The 19,468-nt window shown below is 38.2% G+C and carries 17 protein-coding genes and 1 riboswitch; of the genes, 9 read left to right on the top strand and 8 right to left on the bottom strand.

Annotated elements, in window-relative coordinates; all coding sequences use genetic code 11:
• Together baeS and baeR are read left to right on the top strand one after the other, a co-directional pair.
• Entirely contained in the window at positions 1-1,389 is a 1,389-nt protein-coding gene (gene baeS / locus AC5JQI_RS11365) for an envelope stress sensor histidine kinase BaeS (protein WP_493914666.1), read from the top strand.
• Positions 1,386-2,093: an envelope stress response regulator BaeR gene (baeR, locus tag AC5JQI_RS11370; protein ID WP_323855058.1), complete on the top strand. Its 708-nt coding sequence runs from the start codon at positions 1,386-1,388 to the stop codon at positions 2,091-2,093. The genes baeS and baeR overlap by 4 nt, the downstream gene beginning before the upstream one ends.
• Before the next feature lie 36 nt (positions 2,094-2,129).
• On the opposite strand, the gene AC5JQI_RS11375 is transcribed toward baeR, so the two are convergent.
• Positions 2,130-3,278, bottom strand: coding sequence for an MFS transporter (locus AC5JQI_RS11375; RefSeq protein WP_493912241.1), 1,149 nt, complete (start codon positions 3,276-3,278; stop codon positions 2,130-2,132).
• A gap of 400 nt (positions 3,279-3,678) precedes the next feature.
• Here AC5JQI_RS11375 and trhP point away from each other — a divergent pair, with 400 nt between their 5' ends.
• Together trhP and fbaB are read left to right on the top strand one after the other, a co-directional pair.
• The gene (trhP, locus tag AC5JQI_RS11380; protein ID WP_493912242.1) at positions 3,679-5,037 is read left to right on the top strand and encodes a prephenate-dependent tRNA uridine(34) hydroxylase TrhP; all 1,359 of its coding nucleotides are present in this window, start codon (positions 3,679-3,681) and stop codon (positions 5,035-5,037) included.
• Positions 5,038-5,653: 616 nt separating this feature from the next.
• Entirely contained in the window at positions 5,654-6,703 is a 1,050-nt protein-coding gene (fbaB, locus tag AC5JQI_RS11385) for a class I fructose-bisphosphate aldolase (protein ID WP_493912243.1), read from the top strand.
• Between the two features lie 98 nt (positions 6,704-6,801).
• Here the strand turns inward: fbaB and thiD are convergent, their stop codons facing one another.
• From thiD to mgrB, 4 genes are all read right to left on the bottom strand, one after another.
• On the bottom strand, positions 6,802-7,602 hold the full coding sequence (thiD, locus tag AC5JQI_RS11390; protein WP_493914667.1) for a bifunctional hydroxymethylpyrimidine kinase/phosphomethylpyrimidine kinase: 801 nt from the start codon (positions 7,600-7,602) through the stop codon (positions 6,802-6,804).
• A gap of 42 nt (positions 7,603-7,644) precedes the next feature.
• A riboswitch (TPP riboswitch) is annotated at positions 7,645-7,737 on the bottom strand.
• Between the two features lie 131 nt (positions 7,738-7,868).
• Complete coding sequence (gene cspE / locus AC5JQI_RS11395; protein WP_038269841.1) at positions 7,869-8,078, bottom strand: transcription antiterminator/RNA stability regulator CspE; 210 nt, start codon at positions 8,076-8,078, stop codon at positions 7,869-7,871.
• 777 nt (positions 8,079-8,855) lie between these two features.
• Entirely contained in the window at positions 8,856-10,217 is a 1,362-nt protein-coding gene (locus tag AC5JQI_RS11400) for an amino acid permease (protein WP_493912244.1), read from the bottom strand.
• A 300-nt stretch (positions 10,218-10,517) separates the two neighbouring features.
• On the bottom strand, positions 10,518-10,673 hold the full coding sequence (gene mgrB, locus AC5JQI_RS11405) for a PhoP/PhoQ regulatory lipoprotein MgrB (protein WP_493912245.1): 156 nt from the start codon (positions 10,671-10,673) through the stop codon (positions 10,518-10,520).
• A gap of 167 nt (positions 10,674-10,840) precedes the next feature.
• On the opposite strand from mgrB, the gene AC5JQI_RS11410 reads away from it, so the two are divergent.
• Positions 10,841-11,227, top strand: coding sequence for a helix-turn-helix domain-containing protein (locus tag AC5JQI_RS11410; protein WP_237385146.1), 387 nt, complete (start codon positions 10,841-10,843; stop codon positions 11,225-11,227).
• Positions 11,228-11,475: 248 nt separating this feature from the next.
• Here AC5JQI_RS11410 and AC5JQI_RS11415 read toward each other — a convergent pair whose 3' ends face one another.
• On the bottom strand, positions 11,476-12,309 hold the full coding sequence (locus AC5JQI_RS11415; protein WP_493914668.1) for an N-acetylmuramoyl-L-alanine amidase: 834 nt from the start codon (positions 12,307-12,309) through the stop codon (positions 11,476-11,478).
• A 295-nt stretch (positions 12,310-12,604) separates the two neighbouring features.
• On the bottom strand, positions 12,605-14,053 hold the full coding sequence (locus tag AC5JQI_RS11420) for an alanine/glycine:cation symporter family protein (RefSeq protein ID WP_237385147.1): 1,449 nt from the start codon (positions 14,051-14,053) through the stop codon (positions 12,605-12,607).
• A 776-nt stretch (positions 14,054-14,829) separates the two neighbouring features.
• Between AC5JQI_RS11420 and AC5JQI_RS11425 the strand changes: the two genes are divergently transcribed.
• The 3 genes from AC5JQI_RS11425 to AC5JQI_RS11435 all read left to right on the top strand — a co-directional run bounded on the left by AC5JQI_RS11425 (position 14,830) and on the right by AC5JQI_RS11435 (position 16,326).
• The gene (locus AC5JQI_RS11425; RefSeq protein ID WP_167366747.1) at positions 14,830-15,021 is read left to right on the top strand and encodes a hypothetical protein; all 192 of its coding nucleotides are present in this window, start codon (positions 14,830-14,832) and stop codon (positions 15,019-15,021) included.
• A gap of 338 nt (positions 15,022-15,359) precedes the next feature.
• A complete protein-coding gene (locus tag AC5JQI_RS11430) occupies positions 15,360-15,839 on the top strand; it encodes a PliI family lysozyme inhibitor of I-type lysozyme (RefSeq protein WP_493912246.1) in 480 nt (159 codons plus the stop codon).
• A gap of 115 nt (positions 15,840-15,954) precedes the next feature.
• Positions 15,955-16,326 (top strand): hypothetical protein, encoded by a 372-nt coding sequence (locus tag AC5JQI_RS11435; RefSeq protein WP_493912247.1) that lies wholly within the window; start codon positions 15,955-15,957, stop codon positions 16,324-16,326.
• 340 nt (positions 16,327-16,666) lie between these two features.
• On the opposite strand, the gene AC5JQI_RS11440 is transcribed toward AC5JQI_RS11435, so the two are convergent.
• Positions 16,667-17,068: a putative signal transducing protein gene (locus tag AC5JQI_RS11440; RefSeq protein WP_493912248.1), complete on the bottom strand. Its 402-nt coding sequence runs from the start codon at positions 17,066-17,068 to the stop codon at positions 16,667-16,669.
• A gap of 644 nt (positions 17,069-17,712) precedes the next feature.
• Between AC5JQI_RS11440 and AC5JQI_RS11445 the strand changes: the two genes are divergently transcribed.
• Complete coding sequence (locus AC5JQI_RS11445; RefSeq protein WP_493912249.1) at positions 17,713-19,323, top strand: cyclic peptide export ABC transporter; 1,611 nt, start codon at positions 17,713-17,715, stop codon at positions 19,321-19,323.
• Positions 19,324-19,468: the final 145 nt, after the last annotated feature.

The raw sequence follows: 19,468 nt of genomic DNA on the forward strand, positions 1-19,468 counted from the left end.
ATGAAAATAGGTATTAGCAGTAAGTTATTTCTGGCAATTTTTGCCACCTGTATGCTGGTATTAGTGACAATGCACTGGGGCATTCGCCTCAGTTTCCAGCACGGTTTTATCGGCTATATAAAACAAAATAGTCAAATGCGGGCAGGAACGCTGGCAGAAGCGCTAACAGAACAATATCAGCAATACGGTACTTGGGATTTTCTGACTCAAAACAATCGAGTCATTTTTCAAATTATTCGTACCATTGAGCAAAATAGCGACAGCCATCAGGGGCCTCAGCCCCGGGGCTGGCGTACCCAATTCTGGGTTGTAGATGCTCAGATGAATCGTCTGGTGGGTCACTCTGGAAATATCCCCGCAGAAAGTTATCGCAAGCCCGTCACTTATCAGGATAAGGTTGTCGGTTGGGTGATTGTCAGCAAATCTGACAAAATTACCAGTCAGGCTGATATCAGTTTTGCCCACCAGCAGCAATTTACAAGTTGGGTTATCGTCTGTTTTTCAACTTTACTGGCACTGATTGCTACTTTTATCCTTTCCCGGAGTCTATTGCGCCCTGTTAAACGGCTGGTAGAAGGAACACATAAACTCGCAGCGGGTGACTTTAGTGTTCGGGTCATTCCATCCAGCAAAGATGAGATCGGTAAATTAGCGTCAGACTTTAATCAGCTTGCAAGTACACTGGAGAAAAATGAACAAATGCGCCGTGACTACATGGCGGATATCTCCCATGAACTACGCACCCCACTTTCTGTTCTGCGTGGTGAGTTAGAAGCCTTGCAGGATGGTGTACGCCATCCGACACAGGAAACCATCTATTCTTTACTCGCGGAAGTCACCATCCTGACAAAATTGGTAAACGATCTACATTTACTGTCCCTTTCCGATAGAGGTTCTCTGTCTTATCGGAAAGAGCCGATAAACATCAATCAATTATTGCAAATCTCCATCGCAAATTATCAGAGCCGTTTTGCTGATAAGCAAATCACATTGTCATTGAGCTTCAAAGAAAATGTGACACTGTTTGCAGATCCCGATCGATTAATACAACTATTCCAAAATTTATTGGAAAATAGCCTATGCTATACCGCTGAGCAGGGAAAAGTGATGATTCAAAGTTATTCAGATCAACAAAAATGGATACTCGATTTGCAGGATAGCGCTCCCGGGCTGACTATTGAGCAATGCCACCATGTTTTTGAGCGTTTTTACCGCTGCGAATCCTCCCGTAATCGTTCAAGCGGCGGTTCGGGACTCGGGTTGGCGATCTGTTACAATATCGTTGAAGCGCATGATGGTACTATCCGCGCGGCCAGAGCGCCTTTAGGTGGTATTCAAATCCACGTAGAATTACCACTGATTAAATCCTCTAAAATTGAAACACCATGAGCACGTATTTCACGCAATATACCGTTCTAATAGTTGAAGATGAACCAAAGTTAGGGCGACTACTGGTCGATTATCTGCAATCAGCTGATTATCAAACCCAATGGCTTAAACGTGGTGATGAAGTTATTGACCATGTTCAAAAAAACCAGCCCGATATTATCTTACTTGACCTAATGCTACCCGGTCTTGATGGATTATCGGTCTGTCGGGAAATTCGTAAATTTTCTGATGTTCCGATTGTGATAATGACTGCCAAAACAGAAGAAATTGATCGGCTGCTCGGTTTGGAAATTGGTGCGGATGATTATATTTGTAAGCCTTATAGCCCACGGGAAATGGTAGCCAGAGTAAAGGCCATTTTGCGGCGTTGCTACCGCCCACAGGATATTATTAGCGAACAAGGGGCTTTGACTATTGATGAAAGCCACTTTCAGGCACGCTATCTTGAACGGGTTCTTGAACTGACACCCGTCGAATTTCGTTTGCTCAAGATAATGTCCAGCCAACCAGGGCGTGTTTTTTCCCGCGATCAGTTGCTGAATAATCTTTATAATGATCACCGTATCGTGAATGACCGAACTATTGATAGCCATATTAAGAACTTACGACGAAAACTAGAACAATTGGATGAGGATAAATCTTTTATCCGATCAATTTATGGACTGGGTTATCGTTGGGAAGCCGAAATATGCCGTTTGATGTGACAATATTCACGCCTTCTTTAGCACGCGGGTTCAGTTTCACCTACGCTCAAGGAAGCCTGAAATAACAGCCAGTACCAGCGCCATAGAAGCTAACAGCCCACCCGCCAAATTAAGGGTGGTATAACCATAATTGGATGCAATAATGACACCTCCCAACCATGCGCCGACGGCATTCCCCAAATTAAAAAAGCCAATATTAACTGAAGAAACAAGATTAGCAGCGCTGACTTCCTGTGCTTTTTCCATCACCAAACGCTGAATGGGAGATACTGTGGCAAAGCCAAATGCAGCCATGAGAAACAGACTCAAACAAGCAATGAACTGACTATCACCATACAACCAAAAAATAAACAAGACGAGGGCTTGTAATCCCAAAGTCCAATACAACAAAGGCATCATTGCCTTATCAGCAAGTCTGCCACCAACAATGTTGCCAACGAAGAACCCTGACCCTAATACCACAAGAAGCCATGTAATTGCACCTTCAGAGAATCCAGCAATATTGACCATCAAAGGGGCGATATAAGTCACCGTGGTAAAAAATGCAGCTGGGCCCAGAATAGTGATTCCCATGGCGAGCAAGACCCGGATATGAGTAAAAGCCAGTAATTCCTTTTTGATACTGGCGGGTTTTTCCTGATTAAACTTAGGTAATAACGTTAAAATACCCAGTAATGAGATAACACCAATAGCCGTAATGATTGCAAAAGTCACACGCCAAGAAACCACCTTCCCTATCCATGTTCCAAGAGGTACTCCGACTAAATTGGCCAGAGTCATGCCACTGAACATAAATGCGATTGCCATTGTTTTTTTATTTTTTGCTACCAGTTCCGAAGCAATAATAGCGCCTATCCCCATAAAAGCCCCATGGGTAAGAGAAGCAACTATACGACCAACAATTGCCAGATAAAATGTCGGGGATAACGTGGTCAGTGCATTTCCGATAATGAACAATACCATTAGCAGAGAAAGCATCTTTTTTCTTTCTATATGCCCTCCCAAGATAATCAAAACAGGCGCGCCAACAAATACTCCAAGCGCATAACTGGTCACCATATATCCTGCGGTTGGTATGGTAATACTAAATTCAGTTGCAATTTCAGGCAGTAAGCCAGCAACAATAAATTCCGTTGTTGCAATTCCAAAAGTTGCTATGGCTAAAACCCAAATGGCTGCTGGCATGATGGAACTCCTAATGAAAAAAATATGGGTCAGATTATTATGAGATTGAAACAACGTGCATTTATTTCTGAATAATACGTCATTGCAATAACACCGTATAGAATCCAATTCCGGCGATTGCAATTAGAACGGATTCAAAAAATAGCAAGCGCATTTTGCAAAATATAAGCACATAATCATCAGGTTATTGGTGTCAGTGCATCTTATGCCAATGAAACCAGTCTGAAAAAGGACATTCAATACAAAAAGAAAACACCTTTCCTCTCCCATCAGGTGACAAGAATATATTTGTGCTAATGCAGGAATAGGCGCTAAAATCCCTGTCCCTTTAACCTTATCCTTAGTAATGATAATAATAGGGTAAGGACTGACTTGAACTCAGACCGAGAACGTTAATATTATGTTTACTCCAGAATTACTTTCTCCTGCCGGCTCCTTGAAAAACATGCGTTACGCGTTCGCCTACGGCGCAGATGCTATTTATGCCGGGCAGCCCCGCTATAGTCTGCGTGTCCGTAACAATGAATTTAACCATGAAACGCTGGCTCAAGGCATTAAAGAAGCACATTCATTGGGCAAACGTTTTTATGTGGTTGTTAATATTGCACCACACAACGCAAAATTAAAAACATTTATCCGTGATTTGAAGCCGGTCGTAGAAATGGAACCAGATGCCCTAATTATGTCCGATCCCGGTCTGATTATGATGGTGCGCGAAGCGTTTCCTGAAATAGATATTCATCTTTCCGTTCAAGCCAATGCGGTTAACTGGGCCACCGTCAAATTCTGGAAGCAAATGGGACTGACTCGCGTCATTCTCTCCCGCGAGCTTTCTCTGGAAGAAATTACAGAAATTCGCCAACAAGTGCCTGATATGGAACTTGAGGTTTTTGTCCACGGCGCACTTTGTATGGCTTATTCTGGTCGCTGTTTGTTATCAGGTTACATCAACAAACGCGATCCCAATCAGGGAACATGCACTAATGCCTGCCGCTGGGAATACAATGTGCAGGAAGGTAAGGAAGATACTGTCGGTAACATTGTACATGTGCACGACCCTATTCCTGTCAAAAATATCGGGCCAACATTAGGTCAGGGTGCACCAACTGACAAAGTATTCATGATCGAAGAAGCCAAACGCCCTGGTGAATATATGTCTGCCTTTGAAGATGAACATGGTACTTACATCATGAACTCCAAGGATTTACGCGCTATTGAGCATGTAGAAAGATTGACAGAAATGGGTGTCCATTCACTGAAAATCGAAGGTCGCACAAAATCTTTCTATTATTGTGCCCGAACTGCTCAGGTATATCGTCGGGCCATTGATGATGCCGTTGCCGGAAAACCTTTCGATCCAACGTTGATGACCACATTAGAAGGTCTGGCACACCGTGGCTATACAGAAGGTTTTCTACGCCGCCATACTCACGATGCGTACCAAACTTATGAATACGGTTATTCTGTGTCAGACACCCAGCAATTTGTCGGGGAATTTACTGGCAACCGCGTCAATGGATTAGCTGAAGTTATCGTGAAAAATAAGTTTCTGGTTGGCGATTCTCTGGAGCTTATGACACCATCGGGCAATATTAACTTTACGTTAAAATCCATGATAAATAAGAAAGGTCAGGTAATAGACATTGCTCCAGGTGACGGACATATCGTTTATCTCCCTTTTCCTGAAAAAATCGAACTGAAATATGCCTTACTTATTCGAAAATTGATAAGTGGCAATACCAGAACACCTCATTCATAAGAATTACAAGTGAAATAATTCGAAATAAGATTTTAAAGAAATTGTTCTGCTTTTTTAGAAACAGATCACATCAATGTTATTTTATTTCTCGTATTATCAGCCCTGAAAAATGAAGAACTAAAAAAGTGTTACTGTAAGACTAGGAACCACCTCCTTGGCTAGCTCAATCTCCCTTGGGCTGGCCTTTTCTTTTATTCGATAAAAAATAAAATATTTAACTTTCAAAAAGTTAAAATCCAACACTGTCCCATAAAAATAAATTAATTTAATGATTACCCTCTCTGCCATTGGCTATTTTTTGATTATTTTTTAGTAACGTTGTTTATTATAATCAAGGGAATCATATCGCAATAAATATCATTAATATTTATTCAGTTTAATGAAGGAAATTTTAAGAAAGCACCTCTCAAATTATTCAGTTATAGAATAGGTTAAGGTTTATTTTTCATTCTATCAGATAAAAATTATTTCACTTTCCCTTGATGCAAAATGGTCAGATTTTAGCAATTATTATATTAACTGAAGCGATCCACTGCTGTTTCCCTTTCTACTTGCCTTGTTATTAATCTGAATATCAACAACAATCAGTAGCGCCTTTTGCAAACTGGAGTTAATCATGACTGATATCGCTAAGTTATTAGGAAAAGACGCAGAGAGTTTATTGCAACACAAATGCAATACCATTCCACAAGAAAATCTCTATCTCCCGGGCACAGATTTCGTCGATCGAGTAATGATTGAAAATAATCGACCTAATACTGTCCTGCGTTCCATGCAAACCTTGCTAAATCATGGTCGTCTGGCCGGAACAGGCTATCTCTCAATTTTGCCGGTAGATCAGGGAGTCGAGCATTCTGCCAGTGCATCTTTTGCCGCCAATCCACTTTATTTTGATCCTAAAAATATTGTTAAATTGGCGATTGAGGCCGGTTGTAACTGTGTTGCTTCAACTTATGGTGTCCTCGCATCTGTTTCTCGCCGTTATGCCCATAAAATCCCGTTTCTGGTAAAGCTTAATCATAACGAGGCATTGACCTATCCAACCCAATATGACCAAACTTTATATGCCAGCGTCGAGCAAGCATTTAACATGGGTGCAGTCGCAGTCGGGGCAACTATTTATTATGGCTCTCCCGAATCACGTCGCCAAATAGAAGAAATTTCAGCTGCTTTCGAACGTGCTCACGAGTTAGGCATGGTTACCGTGTTATGGGCCTATCTACGTAATTCAGCGTTCAAGAAGGATGGCGTTGATTATCATACCAGTGCCGATTTAACGGGTCAGGCGAATCATCTGGCAGCAACAATAGGTGCCGATATCGTTAAACAAAAAATGGCAGAAACCAACGGTGGTTATACAGCCATTGGATTTGGGCATACTGATAAACGTGTCTATAGCAATTTGACTACTGAGCATCCGATTGATCTGGTTCGCTATCAACTGGCTAACTGTTACATGGGGCGTGCTGGATTAATCAACTCTGGTGGTGCTTCCGGAGATAACGATCTGAGTGATTCAGTTCGCACAGCTGTTATCAATAAACGGGCTGGAGGGATGGGATTGATCCTTGGCCGCAAAGCGTTCAAGAAATCAATGAAAGAAGGTGTTGAGTTAATTCACTCCGTTCAAGATGTCTATCTCGATACGAATATTACTATCGCCTAATCAAACTTTTGGTACCCAATGGATTTCAGGAAATAGGTATATTTCACAATGGGGATACTGGTATCCCCATTATTCAATGACAATCCTATCTCTCTAATTCACCACCATTGATGAAAATGATGCACAGGACCAATCCCCTGACCAACGTCAAGAGTATCTGCTTGTGCCAGCGCATTTTGCAAGTATGCTTTTGCAGAAGGTAAAGTTCTTTGCCAATCGGAATAACGTGGGCGTAATGCAGTAAGTGCCGCAGAAAGTGTACAACCGGTACCATGAGTATGTCGGGTATTCACCCTGGGCGCGGTAAAACGCCACTCTCCTTCACGGGTAAAAAGCCAATCCGGGCTTTCTTCATTGTTCAAATGACCGCCTTTCAGTAAAACCGCTTGACATCCCATTGAAAGTAATTCTCTTCCCTGCTGTAGCATCTCCTTTTCTGCCTCCGCAGGATTGCATTTCAGTATGGCTGCTGCTTCGGGCAAATTAGGAGTGATCAAAGAAACGATTGGTAGTAGTTGCTCTATCATTGCCGCAATGGCTTCTGGTAATAGCAAAGGATCACCACTCTTTGCCACCATGACAGTATCCAATACAATATGGGAAACTGGGTAACGGCGTAATGATTCTGCAACTACAGCGATATTGGCCGCATTGGATAACATGCCAATTTTAGCACTGTCTATTTTAACATCTGAAAATACGGATTCTAGCTGGGCAGAAACAAAGAGAGGATCAATATCATAAACCGATTGGACTCCTCTTGTATTTTGGGCAACCAATGCGGTTATGACCGTTGTACCGTAAGCGCCAAGTGCGGAGAAGGTTTTTAAATCAGCTTGAATGCCGGCACCACCGCTAGGATCAGTCCCTGCGATAGTTAGTGAGTTAATTCTCATGATGGTGACTCCTATTCACCAGCAAAAGAAAAGTGGGTATCAAAATAAAAGATACCATGACTTCCCTACGCTGGCATTATCCAGATCAGGTAATACGGGTACTTCTCAGTTCAATCAAGAACGCCCCGAGCCAAAATAAAAATCACTCTATTAGTATCCCAATAGAGTGATATTTGCAATAGATTATCGTCAGATAATGAAACTAAAATAACGATAAATATAAAATATATTTGGTCAGAAGTTAAACGCCAACCAAAATAAATTTATTACTATAAAGTTGTGACGTTTGCGGCAGCAGGGCCTTTAGGACCATCCTGTATTTCAAACTCAACTTGCTGGCCTTCAGATAATGTTTTAAATCCATCTTTCATAATTGCAGAAAAATGTACAAATACATCTTTGCTACCATCAGCTGGAGTAATAAAACCAAAACCTTTGGACTCGTTGAACCACTTCACAGTACCAGTGATTTTTGCCATTTCAAAAATTTCCTTTGAATCACTTAATTCGCCGATTGACATGAAAATAAACAAACTAGTATTCGTTGCTGTTATTTATTAACAGAACTGTACTCCGTTTACCCATGTGTTTTATCACATACTCTTTATATAATCGCAAGCCATTTTTTTCAGGTGCTGGAGCCAACGCACATATTTGAAAATCTTAACATCTATTCTTATTTGAAATTATCCAACAATTTTTAATCAACCTAACCATATGAATATATACAAAAATAAAATTTTAACCCAAAGAAACAACTTTAATTAACCTAATATATAATGCTGTTTTTTGCGCCTATTGCAGAGTAGAACAGAGAGTTATCACGGTCCAGAATCCATTTTTGATAACTATAAAGTTATCACTAATTCTATTCAACTCTTGATTAACATAAAATATAATCATCTTGCATATAACCAGACTACTTTTTTGTTTATCATTTATTAAATATTATTCAATAATAATGTTTTTGTCTTTACGCTATATATGGATAAACGACTTTATAAGATTTATAAAGTCTGAAGTTTGTCATTTGGCCACTCCATATGTTCTACTAATGACACTATTTCTATGAAATAATTCATATCAAGTGGTTTTAATTTATCCTTAATCATATGACAAATCTCTTACTTATGAGTCACTAAGCTATGATAAAACGCATAATACCTTTAGGATTAGGTTAAAAATGGAGGAATACTGATAAGAATAATCAGCCGGGCATAATACCCGGCTGAAAATACGCTGAAATAGATTAAGAATTAAGCAGCCTTTTTCTTTGCTTTGGCTACTAAGTAACCCAGCCATAATACACCAATCCAGAATGGCATTAAAATAACTGAAATACTAATTGATGGCATCATCAGAATAATAACAAGAATGAACGCCAGAAACGCTAAACACAGGTAGTTTCCAAACGGGTACCACAATGCCCGGAATTTTGTCTTAGTGCCTTCCTTATTCTTAGCTGCGCGGAATTTCAGGTGGGCAAGACAAATCATAATCCAGTTAATAACCAGCGTTGTTACCACCAATGCCATCAACAACTCAAACGCTTTACCCGGTATAACATAGTTAATCAGTACACCCATTGATGTTGCCAACGCTGATAACCCAATAGATAAAACAGGTACACTACGTTTATTCACTTTTGTCAGAATGCGAGGCGCGTTGCCTTGTTTAGCCAAACCATAAAGCATCCGACTATTACAATATACGCCGCTGTTATAAACAGATAATGCTGCCGTTAATACAACTATATTCAGGACATTCGCCACCCAAAAGCTATCCAGATCATGGAAAATCAAAACAAATGGGCTACCACCTTCGACTACATTCCCCCAAGGATAAAGTGAAAGCAGAATAGCCAGTGAGCCGATGTAAAACAGTAGGATTCGATAAACGACTTGATTGGTTGCTTTTGGAATATTTTCCTCAGGATTTTCCGCCTCTGCCGCAGTGATCCCTACCGTTTCTAATCCACCAAACGAAAACATGATTACCGCCATCGCCATGATCAAGCCGGAAACCCCATTAGGCATAAAACCGCCCTGCAGCCATAAATTGGTGACACTTGCCTGTGGGCCGCCACTACCGCTGATCAGCAAATAGCTTCCAAAGAAAATCATGCCAATAATCGCAGTAACTTTAATGATAGAGAACCAGAATTCAGTTTCACCGTATAATCGAACATTAATCAAATTAATAAGATTTATCAGCACAAAAAATATTGCTGCGGAAACCCATGTCGGAATTTCCGGCCACCAATATTGGATATAAATGCCTACGGCCGTCAGTTCTGCCATTCCGACCAGAATGAACATTGCCCAATAATTCCAACCTGATAAAAACCCCGCAAAATCGCCCCAGTATTTATAAGCAAAGTGGCTAAATGACCCTGCGACTGGCTCCTCTACGACCATCTCGCCCAATTGGCGCATAATCAAGAATGCAATAAATCCGCCAATTGCATACCCAAGTAGTACTGAAGGCCCTGCCATTTTGATGGTTTGAGCTATACCTAAAAATAACCCTGTACCTACTGCACCACCGAGAGCAATAAGTTGAATATGCCTGTTCTTTAAACCACGCTTAAGCGTGGATTGTTCTTGTTGTCCTGCCATTTAGTCCTCTTTTTGCGGTGCTTAGAATCCGTCTCATTAAAAGCTATTCTATTTGTTTTTTTGAACCTGAGTATTTTTTGAGTCTGAAAAGAGAAAGGAATCACCTCACTCTCCCAATTTTCATAAAATTTGTCGAGCTTAAATTGTCTCAACTATCATGAATTTTAGTTATGTGCTGATTTAACTCGATATTTAGTCTATAATTAGAATCAGATGGATATTAAAACACCATTTACAAAGAATGAATACCATGTATGTATGTTAACACACATACATTCAGGATAATGATTGAGATAGAGATCAAAAAGGTATGTAGCGGGTAATAGAACAAACACCTAATTCAAATTCTCCGTTGCCTCGTTCACAAGGTACATCCAATGCCAACAAATACAAAAACAGACACACTACTATTAGGCACAATGTTAAAACCACTTTTTTATTTTTCAATTCAACCACCTTGGATTAATTTCATTGTAGTTAACATCCTAGTGAAATAGGATAAAAAGTTTTTACGCGCGGAAGCACTTGGTTTTATTATTGCCACTGCCCACAATGATGGGTTTTGTCATCTTGAAAAGAAGTTGTGTATACTTCTCCCCACCTTTAACCAATTTAAAATTGTAATGACACAAGATAATCACTTAGCACTTGTATACGCACTGAGTAAATGGATAGAAAACCATCTTGGCCGTGTCATTCATCTTGAAGAGCTTGCTGCTTACTCTGGCTATTCCCTTTGGCACATGCAGAAAATATTCAAAGAAGTCACAGGGATATCGCTTGGAAAGTACATAAGACAACGGCGCTTGGCTGGCGCAGTTTCTCTGCTGAGAAACAGTTCTTTACCTATTTTTGATATAGCCTTGGATTTCGGCTTCGGATCTCAATCTCATTTCACATATATGTTCCGTAAAGAATATGGCATTACACCTTATGATTTTCGTCAGAGCATAGATATGGAACTTGAAGTGAAGCTCCCATTGCATCTGACCTGTGACTGTGAATCATGAGGTAAGTATCATCAGCGGCCACTTATCTCGGCCGCCCTACTTACTTTCCACTTTTAATATCTCTTCTACCCCAACAAATGGTTGCGCTCTATACCTATCATTTTTCAAGTTGCAGCTTTGTTGGCTATCTAACTCATCCCTCCATTTTTTATAAACATACGGTTACCTATGTTCCTCAGAGGCCTTCTCAAGAGATAAGTACTGCATTTTGAAATTCATGCATCTATTTCAATAGAATTAAGCATAAATTATTCTTGATATTTTTCGACCAAAGCCAAAGCAATCGCTTCGGTTTCAGCATCAGGTGTACCATTAATATCGGATGGACGAAAATGCATCTGAAATGCCTGAATCGTTTTATGCGTTTCATCATCCAATACCCCTGTTTGAGGAATTTTATAACCATACCGAAACAGTGCCTTCTGTATTGAAATCACTGATGCAAGCATATCAGGACTTCTTCCAGCCAAATATTTATTAACAGTCCCGTGATCAGGCCAAGCACCAACCCCTTGCTCATAAAGTAACTGCCATGGGAAAACCGGACCGGGATCTTTTTTTCTAAGTGGAGCTATATCACTGTGGCCAACAACATTGACCGCCTTAATTTGATATCGCTGAATAATATCTTTGGCCAATCTAATCACTGCATCGATTTGTGATAAATGATATAAACACCACTCCTTTTTAATAAACTGTTGCTTAAAACCACAATTAACAATTTCAATACCAATAGAGTAACGGTTTAGACTTTGATATCCATTCCATTCACTTTTTCCTGCATGCCATGCTCTTTGCTTTTCTGGGACTAATTGAAAAATAATCGGCTCTTTATTTTCATACGTTGTCTGAGATGGAATGAGGTAATGCGCACTAACATTACCTCCCGTTAATGCCTGTAAAGATTTTCTATCATTCAAAGCAGTATAATGCAAAACAAGGAATCTAATCGAATCAATATCCTGATTGGTCGAATAAGGATAAGAATAGTCGACAATATAACCATTTCTCTCTTCTCGCTCAGGAGAATAAGAACAACCAACTAACAGAGTAATAAATGCACATGCCATTAATTTTTTTATCATGTTCTAGCTGCTATTTAAAAAGAAAAGATAACGTTAAAATAACTATGTTCGGATATCTATATAATAGATAAAACTAAAGCAAATGTGATGTTTTTTAGTTTCAGACAGGATCTAACGTACAAATAAAAACCGGACATTCAAGGAATAGTCGAATGTCCGGCTTTTATGGTCATCTTATATGAATCACATTCTGTAATTCATATTCCGATTGCCTTTCAAATTATTGCTTTATTAGTTACGCGATAATCTGAAATCTGTTGGATATAAACCTCTAACTTCCAATATCCAGCAATTACGTCTTCTGATTATTATTTAACATATCATTATCCCAAATACCCTTTTCAACTTGCTGCTGAATTTCTGGATAATCCTTGATATTGAATGTTGGTAACTGTCCCGATTTTCTCTGCTGGTTATAATCTTTGACAAGCTTCATTGCGATACCTGACAACAAGAGTATGGCAATCAAGTTAACAATAGCCATACATGCCATCGATACATTAGCCATATTCCAAACCAAAGGAACATCCGCTAATGTGCCGAACATAACCATTCCCAGTGATGCCAAGCGCAGGATAAATAAGCCTGCAGTGTGGTTACGCTCAAGGAATATCATATTACTTTCAGCATAAGCGTAATTAGCAATGATAGATGTAAAGGCGAAGAAGAAAATAGCAATAGCAATGAATGTCGTTCCCCAATGTCCAACTGCCGATGACAGTGCCCGCTGAGTCAATTCAATTCCGCTGATGGCAGTAACATTTTCGTTAAGAACACCAGAAGAGAGGATGATGACTGCGGTGGCGCTACAGATAACGATGGTATCCATAAACACCCCTAACATCTGCACATAGCCCTGCGAAGCCGGATGCGGTGGGTATGGAGAAGCCGATGCCGCAGCGTTTGGAGCAGAACCCATTCCCGCTTCATTCGAAAACAATCCACGTTGAACACCTTGCAACATTGCCTGAGAAATGCCATAACCTAATGTTCCGGCTATTGCTTCCTGAAGACCAAAAGCACTCTTAATAATTAATGCAAATACTTCTGGAATACGTTCAATATTGTGGCCAACAACCCAAAGTGCCAGTATGAAATAGGCAATCGCCATAAACGGTACAACAAATTCCGCAACTCTTGCGATGGAACGCAACCCGCCGAATATAATTACACCGCTAGAAATGACTAATACAATACCAACATAAAATGGTTTGATATTAAAAGCAAAAGAAGCCGCTTCCGCAATTGAACTTGCCTGAACAGCATTAAATACAAGACCAAACGCGATAATAAGAAAGAATGAAAACAGAATCCCCATCCATCGCTTCTTCAACCCTTTTTCCATATAGTAAGCAGGGCCACCGCGATAATTTCCTTGATCGTCTTTCGTCTTGTACAACTGAGCAAGCGTGCTTTCAACAAAGGCAGTCGCCATACCAATAAATGCCACTACCCACATCCAAAAAATAGCCCCTGGCCCACCAGCAGTAATTGCAATAGCGACTCCTGCTAAGTTACCGGTTCCTACACGAGCAGCAAGGCTGGTACATAAAGCCTGAAAAGATGAAATACCAGAGCTATCTGATTTATTACTATTTTTCAGAACTGAAAACATGTGACCAAAATGACGAAGCTGTATAAAACCAGAACGCAATGTGAAGTAAAGGCCAACCCCGAGGAGCAAGTATATTAGTACGTAGTCCCAAAGAACGTTGTTAATGAAGTTAATCAGATCCGTCAAGATATTTTCCCCTTACTAATTAGCAAACATTAGCTGACCATAATGCAGTATCCGCCGAAATTTTATTGTGTGTAATTTCCTTTATAATTAACAAGTAACATAAGGCTGTATACAAGAAACACAGAGATACTAAGTCAGTAAAACAGAAAGAATGTAACACAATATCTATTTCAATGGGTAACTTTTAATGAAATTTTTACATTTAGTTTAGCGTTCGTGAACATTTACATTAATACTCATAAACGCATCATTCCCTATTTCAAGCCTATTAATCGTATATTATAAGTAATTAGCACGAACCAATTCCTCTGCTAAATATAAGAAAACAATATGAATCAATTAACAACCAAACTTAAAATGGAAACTAACTGATAACCTAAATACAACCAATGAAAAACAATTCCAATACAATAACCATATAAAAAATAGGTGTTAATCTAAAGTTATTAGCGCTATATCATATGAGTGCATTAAACAAATTTAGATAGTTATGCACTATTAAATAACCTGAGTTGTAATAACCTCATCAATTAAAAACATAAAAATAATTACAAAATTTAATGTTGAACTCTCTAATATTTCTGAAAACATATAGCAATATTTTTCTCAAAATGAGATTATTAAATTTTAATACTGTGATAATTGGAAAAAGCCACCATACCGTATTAAAATTTTTGATTGTTATTTTTGCAGCAGGAAACAACAATAACAAGTTAATAGTATGTTAATATTCCACTATCTGGCTATCAGATAATCTGCAAGCGAGGTTATAGTTGATGTTAGAGCGAAAAAGAAAAAATCCCGCAGACAACATACTGCCAAAAAGAGTTTATAGAGGAAAATCAAAGTATGAGTACCATCCTGCCACAGGTGGTTCAATCTCTATCTGTTGTTTAAGCTCACCAGTATCGGTTGTTTGGAAAGAGTACAATAAAATTGTCGAAAAAATAGAAAAAAACAGCACATAGAGCTTAATATATGTTGAAGTTAACAAAAGGAGCGGGAGTCACCACTCCCGCTGATTCTACTGATATCTTCTCAATGAAATAAAATTCAATCATCACACCTAAAACCTCCTCCATCACAAAATATTTCTCTATTATTTATCTCGTTATCGTCAAGAACACTATTATAAAACACACATAAAACATAAAATTAATTAATAATTACTTCGTGATTGAACAAAATACCACCGATATCAAATAGAGTTTGAGTGACATTTTTCATGAGGAATATAGTTTTCCAAAATTCGTGCTACGATATAAATCTTAGCCCATGAATATGGGTAGACAATGGAGTATTGCTTATGCGTATAAGTAACATTATGAAAAACATTGCCATTTTCTCTCTAATCACCCTATCGTTATCAACACCCGTAATCGCAAAAAATGGAACATTGATTCACTTGCCTGATACACGATTTGCAGTCCTGTCAGTGGGTGATCTGGAAAATGCCTCAGTTGGTAGCTATTCCATCGCCGTTTTCAGAGATAAAGAACTTATAGATTTTGAAACCGGAGGGATCTTTTCCCGGGATGGTTCAGTGTTCGATGACAGCAATAAGCCGAGAATTACCTTTGCTGATATTGACAGAGATGGTTCCAAAGAATTGGTTGTATCCAAACTCTCAGCGGGTTCTGGAAATTATCTTGAAGTTGATGCTCTCAAAATTACTGACAAAAATGTCAAACTTCTCGTCCGCATTAACATCAATGGTAAAAATGATCCTATAAAATCACTCCGTGCCCTATGTAAAAGAGGCGAATGTGTGGAAAAGGAAAACTAATAAACGTATTCTCAATAAGTTCAATTTTTCACTGAGATCCAGCACAAACAGTTAATAATGTACTATTGTTTATATTGTCAACACTATCATGGTCATAGTCGATCAAGAGGAAATTATGAAACGTCTTTTACTGCCACTTTTCCTTATCCCATTTTTCTCTTATGCCGCTCATGCGAATATCAATAAAACAGCAGAAACTTACTGTGATTTATTTGGAAAAGCCTCCGTAGATGCATTCAAAACTAACGATTCACCAGATGTAATAGCCCAGAGAGTTTTCAGTAATTTGAATCATAAGGGATTTGATCTTAAAGAAATCCATAGCAACAAGGATGAGTTTATTGCTTCTATCAAACAAACTGTCACAGAAGTCAGAAAAAATAAGCGGGCATTTCCAAACAACCAGAATTTTGATGAATCACTGAATAAATCCGTCAAAGCATGTAAAGAACAAACAAGACATGCTTTATCCCAAAATATCAAATAAATGTTTATAGAGCGACTGACTCACATCGTCGCTCTATTTTGTTGAGCTATTTCTTCCGTCTTGCAAACTGCAACTTTGTTGACTGCATCTCGAAATCCATTGAATATAATTAACTCTAATGTGATTTAGTAATTAGCTATAAGCTGGCCTGAAAAGAATAATATTTATTACCGTCATCATGAATTCTTCCTTTTCAGTCATTAGTGCGGTTTTATGAATAACTGCACTTTGCAGTGCGGGGCTTCATACTTCAAGTTTTATGACCATTGCCAGTATTTTATTTGAAATTTTTAATTACATTTGGTTATTAATTGAAATGTTACCTTATTTTTTCATGGCATTAAGGAGAAGAATGAAAGTTAGTTTTTAACGGCAATGCTATTCCTATTGTTAAAAACAATAAAATAACTAAAAAAGTATTCATCAACGAATTAGACCAACATTGAAATGTTGATGATTTAGCATTCTCTAAATTAGGCTCAGAGTTATCCAACATAAACTTGTTATCTTCAATTTGGCAAAGTATCGATTTCGCACGTTCTATATCGGCTTGATGAACAAGAAGCTTAACTCCGCCAAACGCCTGAGAACACATATAGTTATTCCATATAATGTCTTCATCTATCACGACCGCATAGATACCTTCTGATAACATTCTACCTAGGATAATGTGAGCATCGATCGGTGACAGAAAATTTTCCAGTAACTGCATATTTCCTCTTTGAGGATAGCTATTCCACATAAGCACACCATAATTAGATGAGTTATTAACAAATAGTATAACCTATAATTACATATTAACTTCAAATTGACTCAGCTAGATAACTTTTCAAAATAGTAGATTATTTAGAGGGAACTCAGTCCGATTTTTGCGATCTGATCAATCGTCAAAAATCCCAATACTGGCTGAGTGATGTCTATTATGTGCTCTATATAATTACCTTTCTCAGGTAGGTATTGTCTGGAGCATAGCGGCCCAACGGTAAAACAAACTGACCCTAAATATGATGAAAAAATGACTAAAATCACGGTAGCGAAAGCGGGTTGTCATGCCGAAACCTTCACATTGATCTTAGATAACGACTTAATGGAGAAAGAACCAGTCCAGCAGTTGTTCTTTTTTTGAAATTATATTTTGAATTTTTTTATTTTCCCTTAAGTTAAATGAGTGACTATTTTTCATGAATTAGTTTTATATGCAACATAATTTCATTGATGAATTTTTCCTAATAATTATTGTCAGTTATTTTGTTAAATGTTATTTTCATTGAAATATTAGACTGTCTATTTAAAATAGTCATATCGCATCATGATTACTTGTGGCTCTTATTAGTTCGAATCCAAATGTAATTATTGATAACGTGCTAAAAATAAAAATGGATTATTATGAATTTAATTAGATATCTTTATGCTCACTCTTGGAAGTTGCTGTGTTTTTCTATGATAAGCGCATTAGTATCTGGAGGTTCTGCTGCCTCACTAGTTGGTATAGTGAGCAAAGCAATAGAGTCTCCTGGTTACTCTATTTCATATATTTTCTTTATATTATGTTTAGTCTATTTTTTTAGTAAAGCAGCCGCAGAGATTGCGTTGCTACATTTAACTCAATCTGCAATATTGTCACTACGTATCAATCTTAGTAATAAACTACTGCGAACACCATTTAAAAAGCAGCAAGAGCTTGGACGTCATAGACTGTTAGCTGTTTTAACCAAAGATGTTGATGTATTTTCAAATTCATGTACGTTAGCGCCAATGGTATTTGGTAATACCATTCTTATTGTGGCTTGTCTTAGTTATTTGGCTTGGGTATCTTGGGTGCTATTTTTAATCCTGACTGTTTGTTTTGGCACACTGATGTATGGATTTCACATCTTAGAGAAAAAACCCTCCCAAATGCTGGACAAGATTAGAGATCAGGTTGATAGTATTTATCTTAATTTTCAAAATCTTATAAATGGTAGCAAGGAACTGCAGTTAAATTCTAATCGTGGGGAATTATTTATTAATCAAGTTATTATGCATGGTGCCGAACATTTGAGAAAAATATTTATCAAGGGCCATGTAAGATTCGCATGGGTAGTAAATTCAGCAGATACTATGTTTTACATAATAATTGGTTTTATGGTTTTTGTGGTACCAAACTGGTGGCAACCTGAACCAGGTGTTCTTGTTACAGTAGTCTTGATTATGCTCTTTTTAGTTGGCCCTATTGGTGAAGTTATGGGAGCTATACCCGAATTGCGTACGGCGGGTGTATCCTTGAAAAAAATGCGGCAACTGGATAAGGAATTGCAGGAATCTCAGCTTGTATACTCTGATAAGCCTAATCCTTTCTTAGAAGAGAAGAAAAAAAAGGTATTACTTGAGTTACAAGATGTTGTCCATCATTACTCAAGCGATAAGGAAGATAGCCAATTCGTTCTTGGGCCATTAAATCTTAAAATACACCATGAAGAGATTGTTTTTATTATAGGAGGTAATGGCAGTGGTAAAACCACTTTGGCAATGTTATTGGTTGGTTTGTTTCAATGTGATTCTGGCTCTATTGTGCTGAATGGGATAGAAATGAACGCTTCTAACAATGAGTATTATCGGCAGTTTTTCTCCGCTGTTTTTTCTGATTTTCACTTGTTTGAAGAACTGCTCACTGTAGATTCAAATATTACTGATAAAGCTACTCACTACATTCAGAAATTAGACATGGATAATAAAGTAAAAATAGTAGATGGAAAATTCTCTACCATAAATATATCTACTGGCCAACGTAAAAGACTAGCTTTGGTCTCTGCTTATCTGGAGGATCGTCCTATTTATATTTTTGATGAATGGGCGGCAGATCAAGATCCAGTTTTTAAAAGAGTGTTTTATACGGAATTATTACCTGAATTAAAGGCGTGTGGTAAAACCGTTATTGTTATTACTCATGATGACTCTTACTTTGGAATGGCAGACAGGGTAGTTAAGCTAGAAGATGGGCATATAAAGAATATCTAAATGTCTTATATGGATACCAACTGTAATTTAGTCGGCGTCCATATATCTATTTAGGTTTTTTAAAAAATAATGAATTTTAAATCAAAATATTTTATGAATACAAAACCTTGAAATTATATTTATTTACTCTTAATCTGTCGTCTGA

This window comes from Xenorhabdus sp. XBWT (assembly GCF_059072735.1).

Bases quoted from the DNA above. Each gene is read 5' to 3' on its own strand.
- cspE (WP_038269841.1), bottom strand. From the start codon at position 8,078: ATGGCAAAAATCACTGGTACTGTGAAGTGGTTCAACGAGTCCAAAGGT.
- AC5JQI_RS11445 (WP_493912249.1), top strand. From the start codon at position 17,713: ATGAATTTAATTAGATATCTTTATGCTCACTCTTGGAAGTTGCTGTGT.
- AC5JQI_RS11435 (WP_493912247.1), top strand. From the start codon at position 15,955: ATGAAACGTCTTTTACTGCCACTTTTCCTTATCCCATTTTTCTCTTAT.
- baeR (WP_323855058.1), top strand. From the start codon at position 1,386: ATGAGCACGTATTTCACGCAATATACCGTTCTAATAGTTGAAGATGAA.
- baeS (WP_493914666.1), top strand. From the start codon at position 1: ATGAAAATAGGTATTAGCAGTAAGTTATTTCTGGCAATTTTTGCCACC.
- AC5JQI_RS11400 (WP_493912244.1), bottom strand. From the start codon at position 10,217: ATGGCAGGACAACAAGAACAATCCACGCTTAAGCGTGGTTTAAAGAAC.
- trhP (WP_493912242.1), top strand. From the start codon at position 3,679: ATGTTTACTCCAGAATTACTTTCTCCTGCCGGCTCCTTGAAAAACATG.
- AC5JQI_RS11410 (WP_237385146.1), top strand. From the start codon at position 10,841: ATGACACAAGATAATCACTTAGCACTTGTATACGCACTGAGTAAATGG.
- AC5JQI_RS11375 (WP_493912241.1), bottom strand. From the start codon at position 3,278: ATGCCAGCAGCCATTTGGGTTTTAGCCATAGCAACTTTTGGAATTGCA.
- AC5JQI_RS11430 (WP_493912246.1), top strand. From the start codon at position 15,360: ATGCGTATAAGTAACATTATGAAAAACATTGCCATTTTCTCTCTAATC.
- AC5JQI_RS11440 (WP_493912248.1), bottom strand. From the start codon at position 17,068: ATGTGGAATAGCTATCCTCAAAGAGGAAATATGCAGTTACTGGAAAAT.
- fbaB (WP_493912243.1), top strand. From the start codon at position 5,654: ATGACTGATATCGCTAAGTTATTAGGAAAAGACGCAGAGAGTTTATTG.
- AC5JQI_RS11425 (WP_167366747.1), top strand. From the start codon at position 14,830: ATGTTAGAGCGAAAAAGAAAAAATCCCGCAGACAACATACTGCCAAAA.